The organism is Antarcticirhabdus aurantiaca, from assembly GCF_009765365.1.
Lineage (GTDB): Bacteria > Pseudomonadota > Alphaproteobacteria > Rhizobiales > Rhizobiaceae > Antarcticirhabdus > Antarcticirhabdus aurantiaca.
Genome location: NZ_VTOM01000017.1, coordinates 56,529 through 82,665 on the forward strand (window position 1 = coordinate 56,529; position 26,137 = coordinate 82,665).

At 69.6% G+C, this 26,137-nt stretch carries 22 protein-coding genes; 14 read left to right on the plus strand and 8 right to left on the minus strand.

Features of this window, described 5'->3' with window-relative positions; genetic code table 11:
• Nucleotides 1-11: 11 nt before the first annotated feature.
• From FZN60_RS19160 to FZN60_RS19180, 5 genes are all read right to left on the minus strand, one after another.
• The gene (locus FZN60_RS19160) at nt 12-839 is read right to left on the minus strand and encodes a sugar phosphate isomerase/epimerase family protein (RefSeq protein ID WP_158875114.1); all 828 of its coding nucleotides are present in this window, start codon (nt 837-839) and stop codon (nt 12-14) included.
• Nucleotides 836-2,266, minus strand: coding sequence for an enolase-like domain-containing protein (locus FZN60_RS19165; protein WP_158875115.1), 1,431 nt, complete (start codon nt 2,264-2,266; stop codon nt 836-838). The genes FZN60_RS19160 and FZN60_RS19165 overlap by 4 nt, the downstream gene beginning before the upstream one ends.
• Nucleotides 2,263-3,435: a dihydrodipicolinate synthase family protein gene (locus tag FZN60_RS19170; RefSeq protein ID WP_158875116.1), complete on the minus strand. Its 1,173-nt coding sequence runs from the start codon at nt 3,433-3,435 to the stop codon at nt 2,263-2,265. Before FZN60_RS19170 ends, FZN60_RS19165 begins: the two co-directional genes overlap by 4 nt.
• A gap of 17 nt (nt 3,436-3,452) precedes the next feature.
• Entirely contained in the window at nt 3,453-4,595 is a 1,143-nt protein-coding gene (locus FZN60_RS19175) for a Gfo/Idh/MocA family protein (protein ID WP_158875117.1), read from the minus strand.
• A 139-nt stretch (nt 4,596-4,734) separates the two neighbouring features.
• Nucleotides 4,735-5,451: a TetR/AcrR family transcriptional regulator gene (locus tag FZN60_RS19180; protein WP_158875118.1), complete on the minus strand. Its 717-nt coding sequence runs from the start codon at nt 5,449-5,451 to the stop codon at nt 4,735-4,737.
• 135 nt (nt 5,452-5,586) lie between these two features.
• Here FZN60_RS19180 and FZN60_RS19185 point away from each other — a divergent pair, with 135 nt between their 5' ends.
• The 7 genes from FZN60_RS19185 to FZN60_RS19215 all read left to right on the plus strand — a co-directional run bounded on the left by FZN60_RS19185 (nt 5,587) and on the right by FZN60_RS19215 (nt 13,485).
• Entirely contained in the window at nt 5,587-6,879 is a 1,293-nt protein-coding gene (locus FZN60_RS19185) for an ABC transporter substrate-binding protein (RefSeq protein WP_158875119.1), read from the plus strand.
• A 10-nt stretch (nt 6,880-6,889) separates the two neighbouring features.
• Nucleotides 6,890-7,840, plus strand: a complete 951-nt coding sequence (locus FZN60_RS19190) for a carbohydrate ABC transporter permease (RefSeq protein WP_422570309.1) — start codon at nt 6,890-6,892, stop codon at nt 7,838-7,840.
• A complete protein-coding gene (locus FZN60_RS19195) occupies nt 7,833-8,726 on the plus strand; it encodes a carbohydrate ABC transporter permease (RefSeq protein WP_158875120.1) in 894 nt (297 codons plus the stop codon). The genes FZN60_RS19190 and FZN60_RS19195 overlap by 8 nt, the downstream gene beginning before the upstream one ends.
• Nucleotides 8,727-8,736: 10 nt before the next feature.
• Nucleotides 8,737-9,747 (plus strand): Gfo/Idh/MocA family protein, encoded by a 1,011-nt coding sequence (locus tag FZN60_RS19200; RefSeq protein WP_158875121.1) that lies wholly within the window; start codon nt 8,737-8,739, stop codon nt 9,745-9,747.
• Complete coding sequence (locus FZN60_RS19205; protein ID WP_158875122.1) at nt 9,744-10,811, plus strand: Gfo/Idh/MocA family protein; 1,068 nt, start codon at nt 9,744-9,746, stop codon at nt 10,809-10,811. Before FZN60_RS19200 ends, FZN60_RS19205 begins: the two co-directional genes overlap by 4 nt.
• A gap of 38 nt (nt 10,812-10,849) precedes the next feature.
• Complete coding sequence (locus FZN60_RS19210; protein WP_158875123.1) at nt 10,850-11,926, plus strand: ABC transporter ATP-binding protein; 1,077 nt, start codon at nt 10,850-10,852, stop codon at nt 11,924-11,926.
• A 164-nt stretch (nt 11,927-12,090) separates the two neighbouring features.
• Nucleotides 12,091-13,485, plus strand: a complete 1,395-nt coding sequence (locus FZN60_RS19215; protein ID WP_158875124.1) for an HD-GYP domain-containing protein — start codon at nt 12,091-12,093, stop codon at nt 13,483-13,485.
• Nucleotides 13,486-13,495: 10 nt separating this feature from the next.
• On the opposite strand, the gene FZN60_RS19220 is transcribed toward FZN60_RS19215, so the two are convergent.
• Both FZN60_RS19220 and FZN60_RS19225 read right to left on the minus strand, forming a co-directional pair.
• A complete protein-coding gene (locus FZN60_RS19220) occupies nt 13,496-15,103 on the minus strand; it encodes a CRTAC1 family protein (protein WP_246726976.1) in 1,608 nt (535 codons plus the stop codon).
• Entirely contained in the window at nt 15,100-16,443 is a 1,344-nt protein-coding gene (locus FZN60_RS19225) for a vanadium-dependent haloperoxidase (protein ID WP_158875125.1), read from the minus strand. Before FZN60_RS19225 ends, FZN60_RS19220 begins: the two co-directional genes overlap by 4 nt.
• A gap of 443 nt (nt 16,444-16,886) precedes the next feature.
• Here FZN60_RS19225 and FZN60_RS19230 point away from each other — a divergent pair, with 443 nt between their 5' ends.
• The 6 genes from FZN60_RS19230 to FZN60_RS19255 all read left to right on the plus strand — a co-directional run bounded on the left by FZN60_RS19230 (nt 16,887) and on the right by FZN60_RS19255 (nt 24,182).
• Nucleotides 16,887-18,830, plus strand: coding sequence for a PrkA family serine protein kinase (locus tag FZN60_RS19230; RefSeq protein ID WP_158875126.1), 1,944 nt, complete (start codon nt 16,887-16,889; stop codon nt 18,828-18,830).
• Between the two features lie 16 nt (nt 18,831-18,846).
• Complete coding sequence (locus FZN60_RS19235) at nt 18,847-20,148, plus strand: YeaH/YhbH family protein (protein ID WP_158875127.1); 1,302 nt, start codon at nt 18,847-18,849, stop codon at nt 20,146-20,148.
• On the plus strand, nt 20,148-21,704 hold the full coding sequence (locus tag FZN60_RS19240; protein WP_158875128.1) for a SpoVR family protein: 1,557 nt from the start codon (nt 20,148-20,150) through the stop codon (nt 21,702-21,704). The genes FZN60_RS19235 and FZN60_RS19240 overlap by 1 nt, the downstream gene beginning before the upstream one ends.
• A gap of 83 nt (nt 21,705-21,787) precedes the next feature.
• A complete protein-coding gene (locus tag FZN60_RS19245; protein WP_158875129.1) occupies nt 21,788-22,585 on the plus strand; it encodes an aldolase/citrate lyase family protein in 798 nt (265 codons plus the stop codon).
• 65 nt (nt 22,586-22,650) lie between these two features.
• Nucleotides 22,651-23,697: an extensin-like domain-containing protein gene (locus tag FZN60_RS29235; RefSeq protein WP_158875130.1), complete on the plus strand. Its 1,047-nt coding sequence runs from the start codon at nt 22,651-22,653 to the stop codon at nt 23,695-23,697.
• A gap of 107 nt (nt 23,698-23,804) precedes the next feature.
• Complete coding sequence (locus FZN60_RS19255) at nt 23,805-24,182, plus strand: SH3 domain-containing protein (RefSeq protein WP_158875131.1); 378 nt, start codon at nt 23,805-23,807, stop codon at nt 24,180-24,182.
• Between the two features lie 27 nt (nt 24,183-24,209).
• Here FZN60_RS19255 and FZN60_RS19260 read toward each other — a convergent pair whose 3' ends face one another.
• Complete coding sequence (locus FZN60_RS19260) at nt 24,210-24,971, minus strand: IclR family transcriptional regulator (RefSeq protein WP_246726977.1); 762 nt, start codon at nt 24,969-24,971, stop codon at nt 24,210-24,212.
• A 136-nt stretch (nt 24,972-25,107) separates the two neighbouring features.
• Here FZN60_RS19260 and FZN60_RS19265 point away from each other — a divergent pair, with 136 nt between their 5' ends.
• Nucleotides 25,108-26,118, plus strand: coding sequence for a zinc-binding alcohol dehydrogenase family protein (locus FZN60_RS19265; protein ID WP_158875211.1), 1,011 nt, complete (start codon nt 25,108-25,110; stop codon nt 26,116-26,118).
• The last annotated feature ends 19 nt before the right edge of the window (nt 26,119-26,137 follow it).

A 26,137-nucleotide genomic window follows, 5' to 3' on the forward strand; every position in this document is an offset into this window, starting at 1 on the left:
CTGTCGAAGTCTCAGCACACCGTCCGATAACGCTCGACGATCGTGTCGAGCACCTCGCCGGCGGGCCGCGCGCCCCAGCGGTGCGAGAAGATCTCGACCTCCTGGGGGCCGTGAAAACCGGCGGCCTCGATGAGGCCGCGGAAGCGCTTCAGATCGATCACGCCGTCGCCCATCATGCCGCGATCGTTGAGGATGTCGGTGGTCGGCACCAGCCAGTCGCAGATGTGGTGGGCGTAGATCTGGCCGGCGCGGCCGGCGCGGGCGATCTGCGCCTCGAGCTCGGGGTCCCACCAGACGTGGTAGACGTCGATGGCGACGCCGGCGCCCTCGCCGAGCGCGTCGCAAAGGTCGAGCGACTGCTTGAGCGTGTTGAAGCAGGCGCGATCGCCCGCGTAGGACGGGTGCAGCGGCTCGACCGCGAGCTTGACCCCGGCCGAGCGGGCGTAAGGCAGGAGCTCGGCCATGCCGTCGGCGACCATGGCGCGGGCGCCGGGCAGATCGCGCGAGCCCTTGGGCAGGCCGCCCACCACCATCACCAGGCAGTCCGCGCCGAGCGCCGCGGCCTCGTCGACGGCGCGGCGGTTGTCGTCCAGCGCGGCGCGGCGGCCGGCCTCGTCGGGCGCGGGAAAGAAGCCGCCGCGGCAGTAGCCGGTGACCCGAAGACCGTTGTCGCGCACGATGCGCGCGGCCTCGTCGAGCCCCGCTCCGGCGACGTGCTCGCGCCAGGGGGAGATCGCGCGGATGCCCCGCGACAGGCAGGCATCGACGATCTCGCCGAAGGAGCCGGCCTGACGGACGGTCGCGAAGTTGATGGAGAGGCCGGAGAGGTCCGTGCTCATGCCGCGATGTCCTTTTCCGACAAGCTTGCGAAGGCGGCCTCGGCCGCCGGGGCCGCGACGCCGAGGCCGGGGCTCGCCAGAACCGAGCCGAGCGCGATGCGGCCCGCCTCGACGCGCAGCCGGAGGTTGGCGCCATGCGGCCGATAAAGGTCGGGATGGACGTCGAGGAAGGCGCCGGCCTCCCGCGCATCCGCCCCGGCCATGCCGTCGACGTAGTGGTGGCCGTTGCGCTCGACGTGGCCGAGCGAGAGGAGGCTCGCCAGCGCGAGGTCCTGCTGGACGGCGATGCCGGCCTGGGTGGTCAGGTCCTCGGCCGACATGAAGAAGCACTCGCTTCCGGCTTGCGCGTTCCACTGTGCGACACGCGCGGCGTTGAGGACGGCGCGGTAGAAGCCCTTGCAGGACTTGGAAGAGATGCCGGTGTAGCCGCAGGCGCGCGCTTCCAGGAAGGCGTTCGGCGTGCCGTCGGATTCGTCGATCTCGACGGGCACGCGCACGGCGAGGCGCGCGACCGGCTCGGAGAGCGCCTTGGCTCGATTGATCGGCTGCTCGACGAAGAGGATCGAAGACCGGAGGCGCTTGAGGGCCGGCTCGGCCTCGATGCGGTCCCAGAGGTCGAGGACATGGGCCTCGTCGTCGAACTGCTCGTTGCCGTCGAGGGTCGCGCGGTAGCGGTCAAAGCGGTCGAGAACGCCGGCGACGGCTTTGAGCCGCTCGACGTCGGCTTCCGGACGGCCGGAGAGCTTGATCTTGAAGTGCGAGATGCCGAGCGCCTCGATCTCCTCCGTCAGGCTCTCAGGCAGTCCGTCGCCGAGGCGGGTGCCCACCTCCTCCGGCCGCAGCGCGTCGGCGTAGCCGACAGTGTGGCGGAGATGGAGACTCGGCTGTGGGCGGAGGCCGGCGAGGAAGGCAGGCAGGTCGAAGCCCGCGAGGTCCCGCGTCGTCGAGGCGTCGATGCCCGGACGGTTGGCGCGAATGGCGTCCGTGACCGGCAGGTCGTCGAGCCGGCAAAGGGCGTCGAGGATGGCACGGTCGACGAGGGCGAGACCGAAGGAGGCGATGAGGCCGTTGAGCCCTTCCGCGCCGGCCGCGCGGTGGTGAGCCGGCTCAAGAGCGGCGTGGAGGCCGAAGGCGCTGGCAGGCGCGGCCTCCAGCGCGAGGCCGGCGGCGATCTGCAGCGAGCGGCGCAGCTGCGCCTCGTTGTCTTCGTTGGACAGCTCCGGGTTCTTGTCGAACCACTTCGGCACCATCAGCTCGGCGGCGTAGCCCTCCGCCTGCCGACCGGCACCGTCCTCGACGCGCAGGCGCAGGAAGGCCTGGCGCGCGCGCGTCACCGTCGCCGCGCCGAAGCGGAAGGGCAAGCGCATCGCGACGGGCCGCTCGAAGAGCCCGGCCTCGACGACGCGAAGGGTGGGCGCGTCCGTCAATGGACGCCCCGGACGCTCAGGAACTGCGCCATGCGCCGCGCCGCCTCGTCGGGATCGGCGAGGACGCCGGCGCGGTCGGCGAGGCGGAAGAGCTTGGCGAGGTGCAGCGTCGAGCGGGCGCTTTCCTGGCCGCCCACCATGGTGAAGTGGTCCTGGAGCCCGTTCAGCCAGGCCAGGAAGACGACGCCGGTCTTGTAGAAGCGGGTCGGCGCCCGGAAGATGTGGCGCGACAGGGCGACGGTCGGCTCCAGCGTCGCGTGGAACCCGTCGAGGCGGCCGTTTTTCAGGTCCGCCAGCGCCTGCGAGGCGGCTGGGGCGATGGCGTCGAAGATGCCGAGAAGCGCGTCGGAATGGCCGTGCTCGTCGCCGGCGATGAGTTCGGCATAGTTGAAGTCGTCGCCGGTATACATGCGGACGCCCGCCGGAAGCCGCCGGCGCATGGCGATCTCCTTCTCCTTCGACAGGAGCGAGACCTTGATGCCGTCGATCCTGGCGGCGTTCGCCTCGATCATCGCCAAGCACGTGTCCATCGCTTCGAGATGGTCGCTCGACCCCCAATAGCCTTCGAGGGCGGGATCGAACATCTCGCCGAGCCAGTGGATGATCACCGGGCGCTCGGTCTTGGAGAGGACGTGGTCGTAGACTTCGAGGTAGTCCTCGGGGTCCCTGGCGTGGGCGGCGAGCGCGCGGCTCGCCATGAGGATGACCTGCCCGCCCTCCCCTTCCACGAAGGCCACTTGTTCGTCATAGGCGTTGGCGATGTCGCGCAGCGACTGGCCGGGGCCGGGCGCGAGATGGTCGGTGCCGGCGCCGCAGGCGATGAGGCCGTCGCCCTCGCCGCGCGAGCGGGCCTCCTTCAGCGAGCGGCGGATCAGCTCCTGCGCGTCCTCGTAAGCGAGGCCCATGCCGCGCTGGGCCGTGTCCATGGCTTCGGCGACGCCGAGGCCGAGGTCCCAGAGCCGATGGCGGAAGCGCAGCGTCGCGTCCCAGTCGATGGCGGGCGCGACCCAGGGATCGCTCTCGGCGAGCGGGTCGGAGACGACGTGCGCCGCGGCATAGGCGATGCGGTCGAAGTCGGAGGCCCGGCGGCGGGCGAGCGGCACGGGGGTGCCGGTCAGTCGGTATGTCTCGGTGCGGCGGTTCGGGGTCGGCAGGACGATCTCGGTCATGGGGGTCGCGCGCCTCCTCAGCCGATCGCCGGCACGTCGAGCCAGCGGCGCTCGCGCCAGGACTTCAGGCCGAGTTCGGCGAGCTGCACGCCCTTCACGCCCTCCATCAGCCCGTAGGGCCAGGGGCCGCCCTCAACGAGGTGGCGGACATACATTTCCCACTGCGCCTTGAAGCCGTTGTCGTAGGTCACGTTGTCCGGCACCTCGTCCCAGGTCCGGTAGAAGTCGATGGTCTGGGACTGGTCGGGGTTCCAGACGGGCTTCGGCGTGTTCACCCGGTGCTGCGTCCAGCACTTGGTGAGGCCGGCGACGGCCGAGCCGAGGGTCCCGTCGACCTGGAAGGTGACGAGGTCGTCGCGGCGCACGCGCACGGCCCAGGACGAGTTGATCTGCGCGATCACGCCGCCTTCCAGTTCGAAGGTGGCATAGGCCGCGTCGTCCGCGTCGGCCTCGTAGCGCCGGCCGTGCTCGTCGACGCGGGACGGGATGTGCGTGGCGCCGAGGCACGAGACGGCCTTCACCTCGCCGAAGAGGTCGTCGAGGACGTAGCGCCAGTGGCACAGCATATCGAGGATGATGCCGCCGCCGTCCTTCAGGCGGTAGTTCCAGGACGGGCGCTGGGCCGGCTGCCAGTCGCCCTCGAAGACCCAGTAGCCGAACTCGCCGCGCACCGAGAGGATCTGGCCGAAGAAGCCGCTGTCGCGCAGCATTGCGAGCTTGCGAAGCCCCGGCAGGAAGAGCTTGTCCTGGACGACGCCGTGGCGCACGCCGGCGCTTTCGGCGAGGCGCGCGACCTCCAGCGCCTCCTCCATCGTGTCGGCGATGGGCTTCTCGCAGTAGACGTCCTTGCCGGCGCGGATGGCTTTCGCGAGCAGTTGCCCACGCATCTGCGTCGTGCCGGCGTCGAAGAACAGCGTGTCGTCGGGGTTCTTCAGGGCCGCGTCGAGATCGTCGGTCCAGCGCTCGATGCCGTGGCGCTTGGCGATCTCGCCGACCTTCTCGATGTTGCGGCCGACGAGGATCGGGTCGAGCATGACCTTCTCGCCGGTCGAAAGCGTGACGCCGCCCTGCGCCCGGATGGCCACCACCGAGCGCACGAGGTGCTGGTTGTAGCCCATGCGCCCGGTGATCCCGTGCATGATCACGCCGATCCGCTTCATCGCGATGCCTCCGCTTGAGAACCGGTCCGACGCCACTCCCATGCTGCGCCGCACGCGCCTTTGCTGCAGGCGCTAGTAACCGTTTGGTTATTTGTGGAGAGGAATCGCCGTGCTTGTCAACCGGGTAATTGCCGGCGCCTCACGCGCGGCAGGCGGCGATCACGGTCGCGGCGATATGATCGCCCCAGCGCTCCAGCTCGGTCGGCGACTGGAGGTCGCGGCGGAAGATGGTCGAGAGCGTGTAGCGGTTGGACAGGTAGAAATAGCCGAGCGAGGCGATGGTGAGGTACACCGTCACCGGATCGAGACCGGCCCGGAACACGCCGCCGTCCGTGCCGCGCCGCAGCACGTCGGCCAGTTCGCCCTGGAAGTTCGAGTGCATCTCGGGGATGTCCTCGGCCTGGCGCAGGTACCTCGCCTTGTTGAGGTTCTCGGTCGCGAGGAGGCTGAGGAACTCCGGGTGATCGAGGTAATAGTGCCAGGTGAAGAGGGCGAGCTCGCGCAACCCCTCCTCCGGGTCGCGACGCGTGAGGTTCAGCCGCCGCTCGGCATGGCGGATCTGCCGGTAGGCGTCGGACAGGACGGCGAGGTAGAGCGCGTCCTTGTCGCCCCAGTAGTGGTAGATCATCCGCTTGTTGGTGCCGGCGCGCCGGGCGACGACGTCGATGCGCGCCCCCGCCAACCCCTTCTCCGCGAATTCGCGCTTGGCGGCCTCGAAGATCGCGGCCTTCGTGCGCTCGGGGTTGCGCGTCGACCCAGCCGTACGGCGCGCCGCCGCCTTGCGAACCGGCGCCTTCGCCGTCTCCACCGCGGCCTCTCCGACACCGTCCGCAACCTCAGACCGAGCGTCCTCCATTCCCTGCACCTCTGCTTGACAACCACTTCGATCAGTGGTCCGTTGTAACCAAACAGTTATAAGTCGGCAACAAGCCGGCGCGCGATTATCCGGTGGGAGAGCCGGGCGCGGCGGTTTTGATCGGGAGGACACCGCATGACCCCATCCATGAATCGCCGCAGCATCCTCAAAGCCGGCGCGGCCGCCTTGTCGCTGGCCGCTCTCGGGGCGCCCGGCTTGGCGCTCGCCCAGGAGCAGCGCCTGCGCTTCCTGTGGTGGGGCAGCCAGGAGCGGGCCGACCGCACCAACCGCGCCCTCGAGGCCTACAAGGCCGCCGCGCCCCAGACGCAGATCGTCGGCGAGTTCGCCGGCTGGTCCGACTACTGGCCGCGGCTCGCGACGCAGGTCGCCGGCCGCAACGCCCCCGACCTCATCCAGATGGATTACCGCTACATCTTCGAATATGCGCGGCGCGGCGCGCTGCTGCCGCTCGACGAGTATCTGGGCCAAACCCTCAAGATCGAGGATTTCGGCGCGGCCAACATCGATTCCGGCCGTGTCGACGGCAAGCTCTACGGCATCAATCTCGGCGTGAACTCCTCTTCCATCGCCTTCGACGCGGCGGCCTGGGAGGGCACGGGCGCGACGCCGCCGACGCCCGAGACGACCTGGGAGGAATTCGCGGAAGCAGCGACGACGTTCGGCGAGAACAAGCCCAAGCCCGGCTACTACGCCTCCGCCGATGCGGGCGGCGTCGAGCCGGCCTTCGAGCTCTGGCTGCGCCAGAACGGCAAGGCGCTCTACACGCCCGAAGGCGGCCTCGGCTACGAGCCGGCGGACGCGGCGAAATGGTTCGCGCTCTGGGCCGACATGCGCGAGCGCGGCGCCTGCGTGCCGCCCGACATCCAGGCGCTCGACCAGCTCAACATCGAGACGAACGCGCTCACCACCGGCAAGGCGGCCACCGCCTTCATGCATTCCAACCAGTTCGTCGGCTACCAGGCGCTGAACAAGGCCAAGCTCACCCTCGGCCCCTACCCCAAGGGCGCGAAGGACGGCCCGTCGGGCCACTATCTCAAGCCCTCCATGCTGCTCTCGCTCTCGGCCGCGACCGGCGGGGCGGACGCCGCGGTCGCCTTCGCCAACTTCCTCGTCGCCGACATCGCGGGCGCCAAGGCCATCGGCATCGAGCGCGGCGTTCCCGCCTCCCAGGCCATCCGCGAGGCGCTGACGCCGGAGCTGAACGAGGTCGACACGGCGATGGTCGACTACATCGCGCTGATCACGCCGGGCGTCGGCCCGCTGCCGGCCGCCCCGCCGTCGGGCGCGGGCGAGATCCAGTTCGTCCAGAAGCGCGTCAACGAGGAAGTGGGCTTCGGCCAGATCACGCCCGAACAGGCGGGCGAGACCCTCCATTCGGAAGCGAGCGCCATCCTCCAGCGGGGTTGATCCCATGACGATGCAGTCCGTGGCGACGGACCTCGGCGGCGCGAACGCGCCCGCCGGGGCCGTCCCCGGCGCCGCGCGCCGAGCCTGGGCGCGAAACGGCCCGGCCTATCTCTTCCTTCTGCCCTGGCTCATCGGCTTTTTCGGGCTGACGCTCGGGCCGGCCCTCGCCTCGCTCTACCTGTCCTTCACCAATTACGACCTGATCCGCTCGCCGGACTGGGTCGGCGCGGCCAACTACGTGCGCATCGCCACCGCCGACCCGAAGTTCGCGGCGGCGATGAAGGTGACCTTCCTCTACGTGGTCCTGTCGGTGCCGCTGAAGCTCGCCTTCGCGCTGCTCGTCGCCATGGCCTTCAACCGCGGGCTCAAGGGCCTGCCGGTCTACCGGGCGATCTTCTACCTGCCATCGCTCCTCGGCGCCTCCGTCGCCATCGCGGTCCTCTGGCGCCAGCTCTTCGCCTCCGACGGCCTCGTCAACATGGTCCTCTGGCAGCTCTTCGGCATCGAGGGGCCGAGCTGGATCTCGAACCCGAACTATTCGCTCTATACCCTCGTGATCCTGTCGGTCTGGCAGTTCGGCTCGCCGATGATCATCTTCCTGGCAGGTCTCAGGCAGATCCCGACCGACATGTACGAGGCGGCGGAGATCGACGGGGCGTCGAAGGCCCGGCAGTTCTGGAAGATCACGCTGCCGCTGCTCACCCCGGTCATCTTCTTCAACGCCGTCATCCAGACCATCGACGCCTTCAAGGCCTTCACGCCGGCCTTCATCATCTCGGAGGGCACGGGCGGGCCGATCAACTCGACGCTGTTCTACACCCTCTACCTCTACCAGGAGGCCTTCGGCTTCTTCCGCATGGGCTACGCCTCGGCGCTGGCCTGGATCCTCGTCGTGATCATCGCCGCCTTCACCGCCTTCTCCTTCCTGTCGGCGAAATACTGGGTGCACTACGATGACTGACGTGGCCGCCGCCCTCGGGAGCGCTTCGGCGAGCGCTCCGCCGATGCGCACGGGCCGCTCGCCCGCCCGCTCGGCGCTGATCCACCTGATCCTGATCCTGGCCTCCTTCGCCATGCTCTATCCCATCCTCTGGATGGTCTCGGGCTCGGTGCGTCCGCAGGACGAGCTGTTCGGCACGGCCTCGCTCTGGCCATCCAGCGTCGACCTCAGTGCCTATGTCAGGGGATGGACGGGGCTCCAGGTCTCGTTCGGGCAGTTCTTCTGGAACTCGCTCGTGATCTCGGTGCTCGCCACCATCGGCAACGTGGTGGGCTGCTCGCTCGCGGCCTTCGCCTTCGCCAGGCTCAAGTTCGGCGGACGGAACTTCTGGTTCGCGCTGATGCTGGGCACCTTGATGCTGCCCTATCACGTCGTGCTCATTCCCCAGTACATCCTCTTCCTCGAGCTCGGCTGGGTGAACACGCCCCTGCCCCTCATCGTGCCGAAGTACCTCGCGACGGACGCCTTCTTCATCTTCCTGATGGTGCAGTTCTTCCGCGGCATTCCGCGCGAGCTGGACGAGGCGGCGGTCATGGACGGCTGCTCGCCCTGGCGGATCTACTGGAAGATCATGCTGCCGCTCTCGCTGCCCGTTCTGGCGACGGCCGCGATCTTCTCCTTCATCTGGACCTGGGACGACTTCTTCGGGCCGCTGATCTACCTCAACGACATCAACACCTACACGGTGCAGCTCGGCCTGCGCTCCTTCGTCGACAGTTCCGGCGCATCGGACTGGAGCGCGCTCTTCGCGATGTCGAACCTCTCGCTCGTTCCGATCTTCATCTTCTTCATCTTCTTCCAGCGCCTCCTCATCGAGGGCATCGCCACCACCGGCATGAAGCGCTGAGGGCATCACCATGACAGCACTTCGCTTCGCGGCCGTCGGCCTCAATCACAACCACATCTACGGGCAGGTCGACTGCCTCCTGCGGGAAGGCGCCGAGCTCGTCGGCTTCGTCTCGCCCGAGGACGACCTCGCGGCCGAATTCGCCGCGAAGTACCCGCAGGCTCCGCGCCTCGACGACCGGCGCCGGGTGCTGGAGGACGACAGCATCGAGCTGATCGTCAGCGCCGCGGTCCCCGCCGACCGCGCGGGCATCGCGGTGGAGGCGATGCGCGCCGGCAAGGACGTGATGCTGGACAAGCCGGGCATGACGACCTTCGCCCAGCTCGACGAGCTGCGGCGCGTCCAGGCCGAGACGGGCCGCATCCTCTCGATCCTCTACTCGGAGCACTTCGAGAACCGCGCGACGGTGCGCGCCGGCGAACTGGTGAAGAGCGGCGCCATCGGCCGCGTCGTCTCCACCGCCGGCTTCGGGCCGCATCGGATGCGGAAGGAGCAGCGCCCCGGCTGGTTCTTCGAGCGCGAGCGCTACGGCGGCATTCTCGTCGACATCGCCTCGCACCAGTGCGAGCAGTTCCTGTTCTTCACCGGCGAAACGAAGGCCGAGGTCCTCTCCGCCCGCGTCTTCAACCGCGCTCATCCGGACAGGCCCGGCCTCCAGGACACCGGCGACATCCACCTCGCCACCGCCGAGGCCACGGGCTTCGTGCGCGTCGACTGGTTCACGCCGGACGGCCTGCCGGTCTGGGGCGACGGGCGGCTGTTCATCACCGGCACCGAAGGCATGATCGAGCTGCGCAAATATGTCGACATCGCCGGACGGCCGGGCACCGACCACCTCTTCCTGACCGATGCCAAGGGCGTGCGGCACTTCGACTGCTCGGACGGCGACCTGCCCTACGCGCGCCAGCTCATCGCCGACATCCGGAACCGGACGCAGACCGCCATGCCGCAGGACCGCTGTTTCGCAGCCATGGAGCTGGCGCTCACCGCGCAGGCGCTTGCCGAAGGGGCCCACGCATGAGCCGCCGCTTCACCGTCGCCGTCGTCGGTTGCGGCATCGGCCGCTCGCACATCGAGGAGGGCTATGCCCGCCACCCCGACAAGTTCGAGGTGCTGGCGGTCTGCGACCTCGACGAGGCCCGCATGGGCACCGTCGCCGACGAGTTCGGCGTACCACGCCGCACGACGAGCTTCGCCGACGTCCTCGCCATGCCCGACATCGACATCGTCGACGTCTGCACGCCGCCCGCGACGCATCGGCCGATGATCCTGGAGGCGCTCGCGGCGGCCAAGCACGTCGTCTGCGAGAAGCCGCTGGTCGGCTCGCTCGCCCAGGTCGACGAGATCATCGAGGCGGAAGCCCAGGCCCGCGGCCGGCTGATGCCGATCTTCCAGTATCGCTACGGCGACGGAGCGATGCAGGCGAAAGCCATCATCGAGGCGGGGATCGCCGGCAAGCCCTATGCCGGCTCGGTCGAGACCTTCTGGAAGCGCACCGCCGCCTATTACGACAATCCCTGGCGCGGGCGCTGGCGGACGGAGCTCGGCGGCGTCCTGATGACCCACGCGATCCACATCCACGACCTCGCGATGTTCCTGATGGGTCCGGTCGACAACGTCTTCGCGCGCATCGCGACGCGGGTGAACGACATCGAGGTCGAGGACTGCGTATCCTCCTCCTGGGCGATGAAGAACGGCGCGCTGATGTCCTCGACGGCCACCCTCGGCAGCCAGGACGAGATCAGCCGCCTGCGCCTGCACTTCGAGAACGTCACCTTCGAGAGCAACCACGCCGCCTATTCGCCGGGCGACGGGCCTTGGGTGGTGATCCCACGGGACGACGAGGTGAAGGCGCGGATCGACGCCCGTCTCGCGGACTGGACGCCGGTCGGGCGCCGCTTCGACGGACAGATGGCGGCCTTTTACGCCGCGCTCGTATCCGGCGATGCGCCGCCGGTGACGAGCCGCGACAGCCGCGCCTCGCTGGAGCTGGTGACGGCGGTCTACCACTCGGCCTGGACCGGCACCGACGTGCGCTTACCGGTCGACGCCACCCATCCGAAATACGAGAGCTGGCTGCCGTAGTCCGACTGACGAAGCGCATCCAAGCGGGAGGAGAACCCATGGCCACCAGCATCCAGCTCGACAGGATCGTCAAGGCCTACGGCCAGCACAAGGTGATCCACGGCATCGACCTCACCATCGATCCCGGCGAGTTCGCCGTCTTCGTCGGCCCCTCCGGCTGCGGAAAGTCGACGCTGCTTCGCATGATCGCGGGGCTGGAGGAGATTTCCGGCGGGGAGCTTCGCATCGACGGGCAGCGCATGAACGAGGTGCCGGCCTCCAAGCGCGGCATCGCCATGGTGTTCCAGTCCTACGCGCTCTACCCCCACATGAGCGTCTACAAGAACCTCGCCTTCGGCCTTGAGACCGCCGGCATGAAACGCGACGAGGTGCGCCGGCGCGTGGAAAGCGCCGCCGACAAGCTGCAGATCGGGCCGCTCCTCCAGCGCAAGCCCAAGGCCCTGTCCGGCGGCCAGCGCCAGCGCGTCGCCATCGGCCGGGCGATTGTGCGCGAGCCGAAGATCTTCCTCTTCGACGAGCCCCTGTCGAACCTCGACGCGGAACTGCGCGTCCAGATGCGCGTCGAGATCGCCCGGCTCCACCAGAGCCTCGGCAACACGATGATCTACGTCACCCACGACCAGGTCGAGGCGATGACCATGGCCGACAAGATCGTCGTCCTGAAGGAAGGCCGGATCATGCAGGCCGGCCGGCCGCTCGACCTCTACAACGACCCGGCCAACCAGTTCGTCGCGGGCTTCATCGGATCCCCGAAGATGAACTTCCTGAAGGCCCGTCTCGCGGAGGGCGACGCGTCCCGCCGCACGATCGAGATCGCCGGCCGGCCGATCGTCCTGGAGCGCCCGATCGAGGCGCGGGCCGGCGAGCCCCTGACCTTCGGCGTTCGGCCGGAGCACCTGGCGCCCGGCGAGGCGCGCGCCGGCCTCGGCAACGGCGCCGTGCAGCTCGTCGAGCACCTCGGCGGCTCGACGGTCATCTACACCGAGACCCCCGACGGCCAGCCGACGACGCTCCTCATCGGCGGGCAGAACGCGGTGCGCGCGGGCGAGCAGATCCCGCTCGGCTTCGATCCGGCCAAGGCCCACGTCTTCGGGGAGGACGGACGGCGGGTGTGACGCGGCGTAGGCCAGCGGCCCGGCTCGGCCGAGGGGCTTCGAGCAAATGGGCGGAACCGTTTCTACCCCGCATTCACTCTCCCGCCCAACATCATTCCGCCGCCTAACGACAGGGCAACCCTGACCGGCGCATGCTCCGGATCGACCGACCGGAGACCCCACCCATGACGATCCGCCTCGCCGAGGTGCAGGACGGCGACGCGCCGCAGGACGAGGTTCGGCTTGCCGAGCTTCTCGGCGCCCTGTCCTTCGCGCTCGACCTCACCGAGGGCCAGCCGATCGGCCACTGCGTGCGGGCGACGTGGATCGGGATCGAGACGGGCCGCGAGCTCGGCCTCCCACCGATGCAGCTCTGGGAGCTGTACTACACGGTGATGCTCAAGGATCTCGGCTGTTCCTCGAACGCCGCGCGGATCTGCGAGCTCTACCTGTCCGACGACATCGGCATCAAGCGCGGCTTCAAGACGGTGGGCGACAGCCTGCCCAAGGTTCTCGGCTTCGTCCTGTCGCATACCGGCCGGCGCTCCCCGCTCGCCGATCGGCTGCGGGCGGTCCTCAACATCGTGCAGAACGGCGGCGCAATCGTCGACGACCTGATCCAGACCCGCTGCCATCGCGGCGCGGAGATCGCGGCCTCGCTGCGCTTTCCCGCCACCGTCAGCCAGGGGATCTACGCGCTCGACGAGCACTGGAACGGCGCGGGGCGGCCGGACCGGCTGGAGGGCGCCGCCATTCCCATCTACGCGCGGATCGCGCTCCTGGCGCAGGTCGCGGAGGTCTTTCACGCCGCCGCGGGACCGGAGGCGGCCCTGGCCGAGATCGCCAAGCGCACCGGCACCTGGTTCGATCCCCACGTCGCCGCAGCCTTCGAGCGCGCGGCCGCCCGGCCCGGCTTCTGGGACACGCTCGCCTCGCCCGACGTCGCCGCCACGGTGATGGCGATGGAGCCCGGGCGCAGCCTCATCCGCGTCGACGAGGACTATCTCGACGACATCGCCCGCGCCTTCGCGAAAGTCATCGACTCCAAGAGCCCCTTCACGTCAGGCCATTCGGAGCGCGTCGCGGTCTATGCCGACATGGTGGCCGGCGAGATGGGCTGGGATCCCGAGCGCCGCCGCTGGCTGCGGCGCGCCGCCCTCCTCCACGACATCGGCAAGCTCGGCGTTTCCAACGCCATCCTCGACAAGAACGGCAAGCTCGACGACGAGGAATGGCGGGAGATGCGCGGCCACGCGGCGCTGTCCGAAAGCATCCTCGCCCGCGTGCCGGTGTTCCGCGAGATGGCGCGCATCGGCGGCGGCCACCACGAGCGGCTCGACGGCAAGGGCTATCCACGCGGGCTGAAGGAGGCCGAGATCGAGACGGAAACGCGTATCGTCTCGGTCGCCGACGTCTTCGACGCGCTGACCGCCGACCGGCCGTACCGCGCGGCCATGTCGATCGAGGCCGCGCTCGACATCATGCGCCGCGACGTCGGCCTCGCCTTCGATCCCGGCTGCCTCGCGGCCCTGGAGCGCGCCGTCCTGCGCATCGAGGGCGACCTGCGCCGCGCGGCCTGAGCGGCGCGGTTCAGCGCGGCGGCGTCCAGGGCTGCGGCGGGCCGCCCCTCGCGAGACGATAAAAGCCGCCGGCCTCGACGGCCTGCCAGGGGCCGGCCTCGCCGTCCGGCCACAGGACGCGGATCTCGGCGCCCTTGTCCGCGCCGAGGCCGAAATGGCGCCAGCCGATCCGCCCGCCGGCGTGTCCGCCACCGACGGTGAGCTCGCGCCGCGACACCGACCCGTCGGCGCGGCGCAGCTCGATCCAGGCGCCAATGGCGTCGCGGTTCGGGCCGGGCTCTTCGGGCCGCACCGCGACGAAGCCGCCGGGCGCGTCGGACGCGTTGCGCCACAGCTCGGCCGGCGCGTTGCGGTTGACGACGAGGAGGTCGAGCCGGCCGTCGAGGTTCAAATCCTCGACCACGGCGCCCCGCGCGGCCCGCATCGAAGCGACGCCCGCTCGGTCGCCCGCTTCCTCGAAGGTGCCGTCCTCGCGCTGCAGAAGGAGGTTGTTGGGATCGTTCGCGGCGAAATCCGGCATCTCCGACACGTTGCCCTTGGCGACGAAGAGGTCGAGCCGGCCGTCATTGTTCACGTCGGCGAAGTCGGCGTGCCAGGCGGTGCTCGGCCGCACGTCCCCGCCCGTATAAGGGCGGTGGGCGGTGACGCCGCGCGCCAGCGCCACGTCGGCATAGGTCGGCGCGGCGTGCGGACTCGCCGGCATTTTAAGCGCCTGCAGCTTGTTGTCCGCCATGCTGGTCAGGAAGTATTCGGGGAAGCGGTCGCCGTCGAGGTCGGCCGAGGCGATGCCCATGCCCCAGACCTTCAGAACCTTCCACCCTTCCGCCTCCGCGTAGAGGCGCGGAGCCTCGCCGGGCGCGAGGCGCCAGAGCTGCTCCTGGCCGCCCTTGTAGTATTCGCGATCGTTGGACACGCGCAGCGCCGGACTGCCGGAGCGGTTCCAGTCGGTGAACAGCATCGACAGGGCGCAGAAGCTCGGCGCGAGCTCCAGCGGCGGCCCATAGCGAGCCCGCTCGCCGGCCTCAGGGCGGAACAGCCGGTTCGGCGTGCAGGAGCCCCAGGGAAACATCTCCTCCCGCCGGTCGACATAGGTGCCGAAGGCGAGCGTCGGCAGCGCCGCGCCCCGCTCCCAGGTAGCGGCGAAGGCGGTGGTCCAGGCGTCGAAGGCCTGGAGGCCGAAGCTGTCGTTCGCGGGCTCGAAGCGGCAGTCGCCGCGCCCGCGCATGAGGAGGCTCGTGCCGACCCGCAGGAGCGCGAGGTCGAGCTGGCCGTCGCCGTCGACGTCGAGCGGATAGGCGCCGGTGACCGCGTCGCGTTCGAGCCCGCTCGCCGGATCGCGCTCGAAGCGGAGGGGTCCCGCCCGGTCGCTGCGGTTGCGATAGAAATGCGCCGGCTCTTCGCCGCCGGCGAGGAACAGCTCGGGAAAGCCGTCCGCGTCGCAGTCGAAGGCGACGGCCCCGCCGCCCACCATGTATTCCCAGCCGCCGGCATAGGTGCTGTCGATCCCGGCGGCGGCCATTTCCTCCACGAAGCGCGGCACGACCGGTGCGGGCGCGGCCTCATCCCCGAGCGCCGGACCGGCCGCGAGAAGAAGCGCGATGAGGACCCGCAGCCTCACGGCGCCCTCGTTTTCAAGGCGACGGCGTAGGCGCCGACGCAGCGGCCTTGGTCGAGGCCGCGCTCGATCGCCGCGCGGAAGTGGATGCCGCCGTAGAGGCGCGATAGGCCGGCTTCCTCCGCCGCAGCCCAGAAGCTCGGAAAACGGCGCGCCGGCAGCCCGTCATCGGCATGGGTCGCGTCCTCGAAGGCGCGCGCTTCGCCGAAGAGGGCCGTCAGGACGACCGCCGCGGCAGCCGACTGCGTGGAATGGCCGCTCGGATATTCGGGAAAGGGGGGCGTGACGAGGATCGGCTCGAAGGCAGGGTCGATGCTGCGGCGGATATAGGTGACGGGACGCACGAGGTCGTGGACGTATTTCTCGTGCCAGCAGCCGATGAACGCGTCGGCGAGCGCGACCCCGAGCCGGGCGAGCGTTTCGGCCCGCGTCTCGAGGTCGGCGCCGTCCTCGTCCAGGACGGCGAGCGCGATCGAGATCCAGTGGCCCGGCGGTGTGGGCGAGAGCATCGGATCGTCGGACCAGAAGCGGGCGATCGCCCGCTGCTCCGGCGTCAGGTCGCGCACCGCGTTTCGCACCTCCTCGGCCTGACGGCGGAACTCGGACCCGTCCGCCTCGCTGTAGGCGGGCGGCGGCGGCAGCGGGCAGCTCGCCCCGTCCGGCATGGCGAAGGGCCGGTTCTTCCCCCAGTCCGGCAGGAGCGGCGCCTGCTGCTGGGCGATGGTGCTCGTCGGGCGCCAGGTGCCCGGCTCGGCGCCCGGCGCATAGGACACCGGGAAGCCCATGTTCTCGACGAGCGCGCCGCCGTCCCCGGCCGACCAGGCGAGGACGTGGGCGGCGATGGCCCGGCCATGCGCGGCGCTGCGCACGGCCACGGCCGGGTCGAGCCCGGCCGCGATGCGCTCGCCGACCCGCGTCTTCATGGCGGCGATGGCGCGCTGGCCGGTCGGTCCCGTATTGCCGAAGAAGCTCGCCGCCGCTTCCGACAGGGCGGCGTGGAGAACCAGAGCCTCGTCATAGGCCGCGCCCGCCTCCCGCGCCGGCGCAGGACCGAGGCCGTTGAGCTGGCCGGCGAGCGGAACGAGCGCGTCGGAGCCGCCCGCGGCGGCCTCGTAGGCGGTGACGCCGAGATAGGCGAAGGCGCGGCTCGCGACCGGCGGCGAATAGGTCGGGGTGTGGCGCACGAGTTCCAGCACCAGCCGGTACCAGTCGCGCAGGACCGCCTGCGGCTCGGGCCGCGTCGAGGATGCGGCGGCGGACGACGCGCCGAGAACCGCCAGCGCCAGGATCAGCCAAGCCGCGCGCCAGCCCGCGGCCCGGCGCCGCGCTTCGTTCCCGCCCATCTCGTCCCGCTCCCCGATGCCCCTCCCGGCGCGGCGATCCAAACACGAGGCTCCCGGTCTCGGCAAGGCCGCGGCATGCTCCTGGCACGTCAGCCTTTTTGGCCGTTTTTTTGCGCCGCAACGTCGCGGAGGCGCAACGCACGCGAATATTTTCGCCGCCCCACGTGCGGCAAATCAGGTCCGCACAAGCTCCCCAAGGCAAACAGCCCGGTCCAATCGACTGAATTTCCTTATCAATTTGTTTTGACGAGTTGGCTGCGCGAGAGCCCTCCGACGCTCTCGACGCCACCCTCACCCTTCGTCACTCTATCTCACATCGGCCGCGATGCTCCCCGAGCCTCGCGGGTCGCGATCGCGCCGGAGCCGCGTCGAAGGTCCGCGAAGGACCGGCGGAGGCGTCCGAGGGACCGGCCGTCCGGCGCGCAGATTGGAGTGGAAGCGTGATGCCCAGCTCGTCGTTGTTCGATTCCTACTCGCAAGCCTACGAGGCCCGCCGCGAAACGGTGATGAGCCTGTCCGACTATCTCGATCTCTGCCGCGAGGACCCGCTGACCTATGCCGGGCCGCACGAGCGCCTGCTCGCCGCCATCGGCGAGCCGGAGATGGTCGACACGGCCCGCGACTCGCGCCTCGGCCGAATCTTCTCCAACCGCACGATCCGCGTGTACCCCGCCTTTGCCGAGTTCTACGGCATGGAGGAAACGGTGGAGCGCATCGTCGCCTTCCTGCGCCAGGCGGCGCAGGGGCTGGAGGAGCGCAAGCAGATCCTCTACCTCCTCGGCCCCGTCGGCGGCGGCAAGTCCTCGCTCGCCGAGCGCATCAAGGCGCTCATCGAGGCCCAGCCGATCTACGTCCTCAAGGCCGGCTCGGAGATCAGCCCGATCTTCGAGAGCCCGCTCGGCCTCTTCGATCCCGAGACCATGGGTCCGGCGCTGGAAAAGGACTACGGCATCCCGCGCCGGCGCCTCACCGGCCTCATGAGCCCCTGGTGCGTGAAGCGGCTCGACGAGTTCGGCGGCGACATCCGCAAGTTCCGCGTCGCCAAGCTCAACCCCTCGCGCCTGCGCCAGGTGGGCGTCGCAAAGACCGAGCCCGGCGACGAGAACAACCAGGACATCTCCTCGCTCGTCGGCAAGGTGGACATCCGGCGTCTGGAGATGCACGCCCAGAACGATCCCGACGCCTACAGCTATTCCGGCGGCCTCAATCGGGCGAACCAGGGCGTCCTCGAATTCGTCGAGATGTTCAAGGCGCCGATCAAGATGTTGCACCCGCTGCTGACGGCGACCCAAGAGGGATCATACGTCGGCTCGGAGAACATCGGCGCGATCCCCTTCACCGGCATGATCATGGCCCACTCGAACGAGTCCGAGTGGCGCTCTTTCAAGAACAACAAGAACAACGAAGCCTTCATCGACCGCATCTACGTCATCAAGGTGCCGTACTGCCTGCGCGTCGACGAGGAGACGCACATCTACGAGAAGCTGGTGCGCAGCTCGGAGCTGGCCCAGGCGCCCTGCGCGCCCGAGACGCTGGAGATGCTGGCGCGCTTCGCGGTGCTCTCGCGCCTGAAGCCGCACGAGAACTCCAACCTCTACGCCAAGATGCGCGTCTACAACGGCGAGAGCATGAAGGAGGTCGACCCCAAGGCCCGTACGCTCCAGGAATATCGGGACGCGGCCGGCGTCGACGAGGGCATGAGCGGCATCTCCACCCGCTTCGCCTTCAAGACGCTGTCGGCGACCTTCAACCACGACACGGAAGAAGTGGCGGCCGATCCCGTGCACCTCATGTACGTGCTGGAGCAGGCGATCCGGCGCGAGCAGTTCCCCGAGGAAACCGAGCGGGACTATCTGGAGTTCATCAAGGCGGAGCTCGCGCCCCGCTACGCCGAGTTCATCGGCAACGAGATCCAGAAGGCCTATCTCGAATCCTACCACGACTACGGGCAGAACCTCTTCGACCGCTACGTCTCCTATGCCGACGCCTGGATCGAGGACCAGGACTACAAGGACCCCGACACCGGCCAGCTCCTCGACCGCGAGCTCCTCAACCAGGAACTCTCCAAGATCGAGAAGCCGGCGGGCATCGCCAACCCCAAGGACTTCCGCAACGAGGTGGTGAAGTTCTCGCTTCGCTCGCGCGCCTCCAACGGCGGGCGCAACCCGTCCTGGACGAGCTACGAGAAGATCCGCGACGTGGTGGAACGGCGGATGTTCAGCCAGGTGGAGGACCTCCTGCCCGTGATCTCCTTCGGCTCCAAGAAGGACTCGGAGAGCGAGAAGAAGCATGGCGAGTTCGTCGACCGCATGACCCGTCGCGGATTCACCCCGAGACAGGTGCGGCGACTCGTGGAATGGTACATGCGGGTGAGGCAGTCGGGCTAAGCGTAAGGCGTTTCCCATGCACATCATCGATCGGCGGCTCGATCCCGGCGGCAAGAGCCTCGCCAACCGCCAGCGCTTCATCCGCCGGGCGCGGGGCCTCCTGCGCCAGGCGGTGCGGGACGCGGCCTCGAGCCGCGCCATCCGCGAGGTCGGGGACGGCGGCGCCGTCTCCATCCCCGCCGGCGACGTCCACGAGCCGAGCTTCCACGCCGGCTCGGGCGCCGGCACCCGCGACCACGTCCTGCCCGGCAACAAGACCTATTCGGCCGGCGACCGCATCCAGCGGCCGCCGGGCGGCCAGGGCGGCGGCGGATCGGACGGCTCGCCCGACGGCGAGGGCGAGGATTCGTTCGCCTTCGTCCTGTCGCGCGAGGAGTTCCTCGACCTCTTCCTGGAGGACCTGGAGCTGCCCAACATGGCCAAGCGCCAGATCATGGGCGAGGACAAGGAGCGGCGCGTGCCGGCGGGCTTCCGCACGACCGGCTCGCCGGCCGCGCTCTCGGTCTCGCGAACCCTCCGCCGATCGCTGTCGCGGCGCATCGCGCTCAAGCGCCCCTCGCCGGCCGAGCTCGACGCGCTGCGGCGCGAGCTGGAGATCCTGGAGCGCTCCGGCAACGACGTGGCCGCCGCCGAGGCGCTGCGCGAGCGGATCGGCCGCCTGGAGAAGCGCCTCCTCGTCGTGCCCTTCATCGATCCCGTGGACCTGCGCTTCCGCCGGCTCGACAGCGTGCCCGAGCCCGTCGCGCGGGCCGCCATGTTCTGCCTGATGGACGTGTCCGGCTCGATGGACGAGCACATGAAGGACTTGGCCAAGCGCTTCTTCAGCCTGCTCTACCTGTTCCTCACCAAGCGCTACAAGCGCGTCGAGATCGTCTTCATCCGCCACACCCACGAGGCCAAGGAGGTGGACGAGGAGACCTTCTTCAAGAGCCGCGAGAGCGGCGGCACGGTGGTCTCCTCGGCGCTGAAGGAGATGGCGCGCATCGCCGCCCAGCGCTTCCCCGCCGACCAGTGGAACATCTACGCGGCGCAGGCCTCGGACGGCGACAACATGTCGAGCGACAACGCCCTGTCGATCGAGCTCCTGCGCGACACCATCCTGCCGATGTCGCAGTACTACGCCTATCTCGAGGTCGGCCGCGGCACGAGCGACGGGATCGGCTGGGTGCGCCAGGAGACCGGCCTCTGGCGCGCCTACGAGCGCCTCATCGCGCCGAATCTCCCGATGTCGATGCGCAAGGTGGGCGACCGGCGCGACATCTATCCCGTCTTCCGCGAGCTCTTCGAGAAGAAGGCGACGACGAAAGGGAAAAGCTGATGTCCCTCTCCCGCCGGCGTTCCGTGCCTCCACCGCCCGGCCTCCTCTTCGAGGGGGCGGACTGGGACTTCGACATGCTGTCGCGCATCTACGCGGCGGTGGAGGAGGTCGGGCTCGAAGAGCTGGGCCTCGACATCTACCCCAACCAGATCGAGGTCATTACCTCCGAGCAGATGCTCGACGCCTACGCCTCGACCGGCATGCCGCTGTTCTACAAGCACTGGTCCTTCGGCAAGCAGTTCCTGCGCAACGAGACGCTCTACCGCAAGGGCTGGCAGAGCCTCGCCTACGAGATCGTCATCAATTCCAGCCCCTGCATCGTCTACATCATGGAGCAGAACACCGCGACGATGCAGACGCTGGTGCTCGCCCACGCCGCCTTCGGGCACAACCACTTCTTCAAGAACAACTACGTCTTCCGGCAATGGACCGACGCGGAAGGCATCCACGACTATCTCGCCTTCGCCAAGTCCTACATCAGTGCTTGCGAAGAGCGCTACGGCACCGACAACGTCGAGCGCTTCATCGACGCCGCCCACGCGCTGATGAGCCACGGCATCCACCGCTCGCCCCGCCGCCAGCCGATGGACCTGGCGTCCGAGCAGCGGCGCGAGCGCGAACGGCGCGAACACGGCGAGCGCTTGTTCAACGACCTCTGGCGGACCGTGCCCGAGGGCAAGAAGCGCGCCGGCGCGAAACCCGAGGAGGAGCGCCGCCGCGCGCTTCTCGGGCTTCCCGAGGAGAACGTCCTTTACTTCCTGGAAAAGGTCGCGCCCCGCCTCCAGCCCTGGCAGCGCGAGATCCTGCGCATCGTGCGCCTCATCGCGCAGTACTTCTATCCCCAGCGTCAGACCAAGGTGATGAACGAGGGCTGCGCGACCTACACCCACCACCGCATCATGACGCGCCTCCACGAGACGGGCCGCATCAACGAGGGCGCCTTCCTCGAATTCCTGCACTCCCACACCAACGTCGTGATGCAGCCGCACTTCGACGACCGGCGCTACGGCGGCATCAACCCCTATGCGCTGGGCTTCGCGATGATGGAGGACATCGAGCGCATCTGCCTGGCGCCGACGGACGAGGACCGGCACTGGTTCCCCGACATCGCGGGACGCGGCGACCACATGGCCGTCCTTCGCGACGCTTGGGCGAACTACCGCGACGAGAGCTTCGTCTCGCAGTTCCTCTCGCCCCACCTCATCCGCAAGCTCCGCCTCTTCCGGCTCGTCGACGACGCTCGGGCCGACGAGGTCGTGGTCTCGGCGATCCACGACGAGCGCGGCTATCGCGACATCCGCCGGGCGCTCGGGCGGCACTACGACGTGTCGCGCCAGGACCCGAACATCCAGGTGGTGGACGTGGATCTGGCCGGCGACCGGCAGCTCCTCCTGCGCCACGAAATGGTGGACGGCATCCGCCTGGAGCCGGGCGATGCGAGCCGCGTCCTCCAGCACCTCGCCGACCTCTGGGGCTACGGCGTACGCCTCGTCGAGGTCGAGGGCGACGCCATCCGCGCCACCCACGACGCCCAGCCGCGCCGCCCGTTCATGTGAGGCGTCGCGCGAGCGACGCCTTTGCCAGGGAGCGGATGCGGGACTAGGAAGGACGCCGTACCTTCCTGGAACCGGGATCGCCCATGCCCTCGCCCACAAACGCCTTCAAGGCCGCGCTTCGCAGCGGTCGCCCGCAGATCGGCCTCTGGCTCAACATGGCGGACCCTTACGCCGCCTCGCTCGCCGGCCATGCCGGCTTCGACTGGCTGGTGATCGACGGCGAGCACGGGCCCAACGACCTGCGCTCGATCCTCGCGCAGCTGCAGGCGCTGGAGGCCAGTCCTTCGGCGACGGTCGTCCGTCCGCCCATGGGCGAGCCCTGGATGATCAAGCAGCTCCTGGATATCGGCGCGCAGACGCTGCTGGTGCCCATGGTCGACACGCCCGAACAGGCCGAGGCGCTGGTCAAGGCCGTGCGCTACCCCCCGCGCGGCGTGCGCGGCATGGGTGCGGTGGTCGCCCGCGCCTCTCGCTTCGGCACCATCCCCGACTACGCGTCGAACGCCGACGAGGAGATCTGCCTTCTCGTCCAGGCCGAGTCGCGCGCGGCGCTGGAGAACCTGTCGGCCATCGCCGCGGTGGAGGGAATCGACGGCGTCTTCATCGGCCCGGCGGACCTCGCGGCCGACATGGGTTATGCCGGCCGCTTTGACGAGCCCGAGGTGCAGGCCGCGATCGAGCAGGCGATCGCGACGATCGTCGCCACGGGCAAGCCGGCCGGCATCCTCACCTTCAACGAGACTTTGAACAAGCGCTACATCGAACTCGGCGCGCGCTTCGTCGCCGTCGGAGCGGACTTGGCCGAATACACCAGGGCCCTGGCGACGCTGCGGGGCCGCTACGGCGGCGCGGAACCGGTCCCCGCCCCGTCCGGTTACTAGGCGGCTGCCGGGCCCGCGTCGCGCTTGACGCCGGAAACGTGTCGGCGAGGGGGAGACGAGGGGACATGATGCAGACGCGGTCGATGGGGGCGCTCGGCGCCCTCCTGCTGATACTTGGCGCGACGATGTCGGCGAGCGGCCAGGAGCCGGCGGCCGGCGCCGTGCCGGTCCCCTCGCAGAAGCCGGACGAGGCACCCGCGACGCCGCCGAAGCCCGCCGAGGCGCCGGCCACTGCCAGCGGCGAGGACCAGGCTCCCGAGGCAGCGGTCCCGGCGGACGAAGCGGACGCACCGGGCACGCCCCCTCCGCCGCCGCCGGCCGAAACCGTTCCCGTGCCGGAGGCGGCCCCGCCGCACGGCGCGGCTCCTTCTCCTGCTCCTGCCCCCGTCCCAACGGCACCCGAGCCCGCACTGCCGCCGGCCGCCGGCAGTCCGGATGCTTCCGCGCCGCCGCAGCCGGCGCCCGCCTATGTTTCTCCGGAGAAAGCGCGCACCGAGCCCGAGCCGGACGCGCCGGAAGCCAGCCCCGCGACCGTGACGCCGGCCGAAAGCGCCGAGGCCGCGGCGGCGATCGAGGACGCCACGGCCTGCGAGGCCGAGCTGACGAAGCGCGGCGCCGAGTTCGAGGTCGGACCGAGCCTCTCCGAGGGCGCCTGCGGGGTCCTGCGACCGGTGGAGCTGAAGCGGTTCTCCTCCGGCGTGGCGGTCCTCGGCCAGACAAAGATGCTCTGCCGCGCGGCGCTCGCCCTCGACGTCTGGGTGGGCGAGGCCGTCGTGCCGGCCGCCAAGGCCGAACTCGGCGGGGCGAGCGTGGAAGCGGTCGGGGGCGGCAGCACCTATGTCTGCCGCGACCGCGCCAGCGAGAACGGCATCTCCGAGCACGGGCGCGGCAGCGCCGTCGACGTCGCAGCCGTGGCGCTGAAGGGTGGCCGCCGCATCGTCGTCGAGCCCAAGGCGCCGGGGACGGACGAGGACCGGTTCCTTGCCGAGATCCGCCGGGCCGCCTGCGGCCCCTTCAAAACCGTGCTCGGTCCCGGCACGGATGCCGATCACGCCGATCACCTTCACCTCGACATCGCCGCCCGCAACAACGGCTCCCTCTACTGCCGCTAGGGCGCGGGCTCCCGAAGAGGTTGCAGCCGGAAACCCGCCCAGGTTCAGACGACGTTCATGCGCAGCCGGCTACCCATCGGCTTCCGAACATCGCAGAAAGACCTCCCATGCGTCGCAATCGTCCGCCGCTCCGCTCCGCCCTTGCCGCATCGATCCTTCTCGCGAGCGGGGTTGCCGCGTCCGCCACCATGATCGCCGTCGAGCCTCCGCGCGAGGACGACCGCTTCGAGCAGGCCTACGTCACCGCGAACGCCAATGTCCGCGCCGGCCCCGGCACAAACCACCGGGTGGTGAACCGCCTCACGCGGGGCGACTTCGTCAATGTCGGCGAATGCCGCGGCACCTGGTGCTACGTCGACGTTCACGGCGGCAATGGCTGGCTGTCCGGCCGCCTGATCGGCCGCGGGCAGAACCCTTATCACAGCCTCGGCCCGGTGGATCCCAGGGTCATCCCGCCGCAGGAGCCGGGCACCTGGCGTCGCTGAGGCGCATGAGGGAAACCGCGGCGCCGATCAGGCCGGCCGCGGCTCCCCGTCCGAAATGGCCCGCGCCGCGAGGCGAAGCTGGTCGAGAACGTCCTCCTGCCCCGGCGCCTCCGGCGAGTCGAGGCGGGGGGTGAAGGGGCAGGTCAGGACGGCATGCACCGAGCCGAGCGGGTTGACGATCGGCACGGTCAGGTTCGTGACGCCAACCGTCTGGCGGCTCGGCACGACGGCGTGGCCGGCCTCGCGGATCGCCTGGAGCTCGCCCTCGAAATCGGGGCCGGGCTCGCCGGCCTCTCCGCTCGCCTGGAGGAGCAGAGCCCGCTCCTCGGGGCGGGCATAAGCCAGCATCACATGACCGGACCCCGTTCCCAGGCACCGGATGCGGGCGCCGACGCGGATCGAGACGTTCCAGTAATCGGGACTGTCGAACTGGGCGACGACGGTCAGCAGGCTGCGGTCCTGGACGACGAGGTGGCAGGCCTGGGCCGTGGCATGGGCGAAGCGGCGCATCGCGGGCTCGGCCTGCGCGAGCAGGCGCTTCAACGGGCGGTGCCGGACGCCGAGCTCGAAGAGCTTCAGGGTCAGGTGATAGCGGTCGTCGGCCGTCCGGCGGATGTAATCGCGCCGCACCAAGCGGTCGAGCATCCGGTAGATCTCGTTCGGGCTGCGCTGCAGCGTCTTGGCGATCTCGGCTTGGCTCAGATCCTCGTCCGTCGACGCGAGAAGCTCGAGGATGTCGAGGCCCTTGTCGAGCGCCGGCGCGCGGTAGCGATCCTCGGCCTCGCTCACCTGTCCACCCCCTCGCGCGCTCGACATTCACATGAGAATACTTCATTCATATGCGAGTGCAAGCGAGGCCCTGCACGGAAGGATGAGCGGCATGTCGAGCGATACGAGGCGTGGAACCAGCAGCACCGGGAGCACCATGTCGGCGCTCCGGGTTGAGGAGCCGGGACGGATCGTCCTGACGCAGGTCGCACGCCCCGAGGAGGCGCCGCCGGGCTGGGTGCTCGTCGACGTCGCGGCAGCGGGGATCTGCGGAACCGACTACCACATCTTCGAGGGCAAGCACCCCTTTCTCGCTTATCCCCGCGTGATCGGCCACGAGCTGTCGGGCCGCATCGCGGCGGACGCCGAGGGCTTTCGGGCGGGCACGCTCGTCACGATCAACCCCTACATCGCCTGCGGGCGCTGCCGGGCATGCCGGCGCGGCAAGCCGAACTGCTGCGTGGCGATCGAGGTGCTCGGCGTCCATCGCGACGGCGGCATCACCGGCCGCATCGCGGTTCCCGCCGGCAACCTCTACGCGGCGGACGGACTGACGCCGGCCGAAGCCGCGATGGTCGAGTTCCTGGCGATCGGCGCCCATGCGGTGCGGCGCTCGAGAACCGGGCCCGGCGAGCGCGCGCTCGTCGTCGGCGCCGGACCGATTGGCCTCGGCACGGCGCTCTTCGCCCGCGAGGCGGGGGCCGAGGTCCACCTTCTCGACCTGTCGCCCCAGCGCCTCGCCATGGCGCGCGAGCGCTTCGGCTTCGAATCGTCCTTCCAGCCCTCTGCGAAGGGCGCGGCCGCGATGGCTGCCACCGGCGGCGAGGGCTTCGACGTCGTCTTCGACGCCACGGGCAACGCCGCCTCGATCGAGAACTGCTTCCCGCTCGTCGCCCACGGCGGCAGCCTCGTTCTCGTCAGCGTGGTGAAGGGCGACATCCGCTTCTCGGACGCGGAATTCCATAAGCGCGAAATGTCGATCATCGGCAGCCGCAACGCCACGGCCGAAGACTTCGACACCGTGCGCCGGGCCTTCGCCGAGAAGCGGATCGACGCCGCGCGGCTCCACACCGACACCGCATCGCTCGACGAGGCGGCCGAGCGGCTTCCGGCCTGGGCGGCCGACCGCGACGGCGTTATCAAGGCGATCGTCGAAATCTCGACCTGAGGGAGCGGGATCGACAGGG

What these genes read in the sequence shown, in the direction of transcription:
- FZN60_RS19160 (WP_158875114.1), bottom strand. Translation starts at nt 839, where the DNA reads ATGAGCACGGACCTCTCCGGCCTCTCCATCAACTTCGCGACCGTCCGT.
- FZN60_RS19170 (WP_158875116.1), bottom strand. Translation starts at nt 3,435, where the DNA reads ATGACCGAGATCGTCCTGCCGACCCCGAACCGCCGCACCGAGACATAC.
- FZN60_RS19175 (WP_158875117.1), bottom strand. Translation starts at nt 4,595, where the DNA reads ATGAAGCGGATCGGCGTGATCATGCACGGGATCACCGGGCGCATGGGC.
- FZN60_RS19180 (WP_158875118.1), bottom strand. Translation starts at nt 5,451, where the DNA reads ATGGAGGACGCTCGGTCTGAGGTTGCGGACGGTGTCGGAGAGGCCGCG.
- FZN60_RS19185 (WP_158875119.1), top strand. Translation starts at nt 5,587, where the DNA reads ATGACCCCATCCATGAATCGCCGCAGCATCCTCAAAGCCGGCGCGGCC.
- FZN60_RS19190 (WP_422570309.1), top strand. Translation starts at nt 6,890, where the DNA reads ATGCAGTCCGTGGCGACGGACCTCGGCGGCGCGAACGCGCCCGCCGGG.
- FZN60_RS19195 (WP_158875120.1), top strand. Translation starts at nt 7,833, where the DNA reads ATGACTGACGTGGCCGCCGCCCTCGGGAGCGCTTCGGCGAGCGCTCCG.
- FZN60_RS19200 (WP_158875121.1), top strand. Translation starts at nt 8,737, where the DNA reads ATGACAGCACTTCGCTTCGCGGCCGTCGGCCTCAATCACAACCACATC.
- FZN60_RS19205 (WP_158875122.1), top strand. Translation starts at nt 9,744, where the DNA reads ATGAGCCGCCGCTTCACCGTCGCCGTCGTCGGTTGCGGCATCGGCCGC.
- FZN60_RS19210 (WP_158875123.1), top strand. Translation starts at nt 10,850, where the DNA reads ATGGCCACCAGCATCCAGCTCGACAGGATCGTCAAGGCCTACGGCCAG.
- FZN60_RS19215 (WP_158875124.1), top strand. Translation starts at nt 12,091, where the DNA reads ATGACGATCCGCCTCGCCGAGGTGCAGGACGGCGACGCGCCGCAGGAC.
- FZN60_RS19225 (WP_158875125.1), bottom strand. Translation starts at nt 16,443, where the DNA reads ATGGGCGGGAACGAAGCGCGGCGCCGGGCCGCGGGCTGGCGCGCGGCT.
- FZN60_RS19230 (WP_158875126.1), top strand. Translation starts at nt 16,887, where the DNA reads ATGCCCAGCTCGTCGTTGTTCGATTCCTACTCGCAAGCCTACGAGGCC.
- FZN60_RS19235 (WP_158875127.1), top strand. Translation starts at nt 18,847, where the DNA reads ATGCACATCATCGATCGGCGGCTCGATCCCGGCGGCAAGAGCCTCGCC.
- FZN60_RS19240 (WP_158875128.1), top strand. Translation starts at nt 20,148, where the DNA reads ATGTCCCTCTCCCGCCGGCGTTCCGTGCCTCCACCGCCCGGCCTCCTC.
- FZN60_RS19245 (WP_158875129.1), top strand. Translation starts at nt 21,788, where the DNA reads ATGCCCTCGCCCACAAACGCCTTCAAGGCCGCGCTTCGCAGCGGTCGC.
- FZN60_RS29235 (WP_158875130.1), top strand. Translation starts at nt 22,651, where the DNA reads ATGATGCAGACGCGGTCGATGGGGGCGCTCGGCGCCCTCCTGCTGATA.
- FZN60_RS19255 (WP_158875131.1), top strand. Translation starts at nt 23,805, where the DNA reads ATGCGTCGCAATCGTCCGCCGCTCCGCTCCGCCCTTGCCGCATCGATC.
- FZN60_RS19265 (WP_158875211.1), top strand. Translation starts at nt 25,108, where the DNA reads ATGTCGGCGCTCCGGGTTGAGGAGCCGGGACGGATCGTCCTGACGCAG.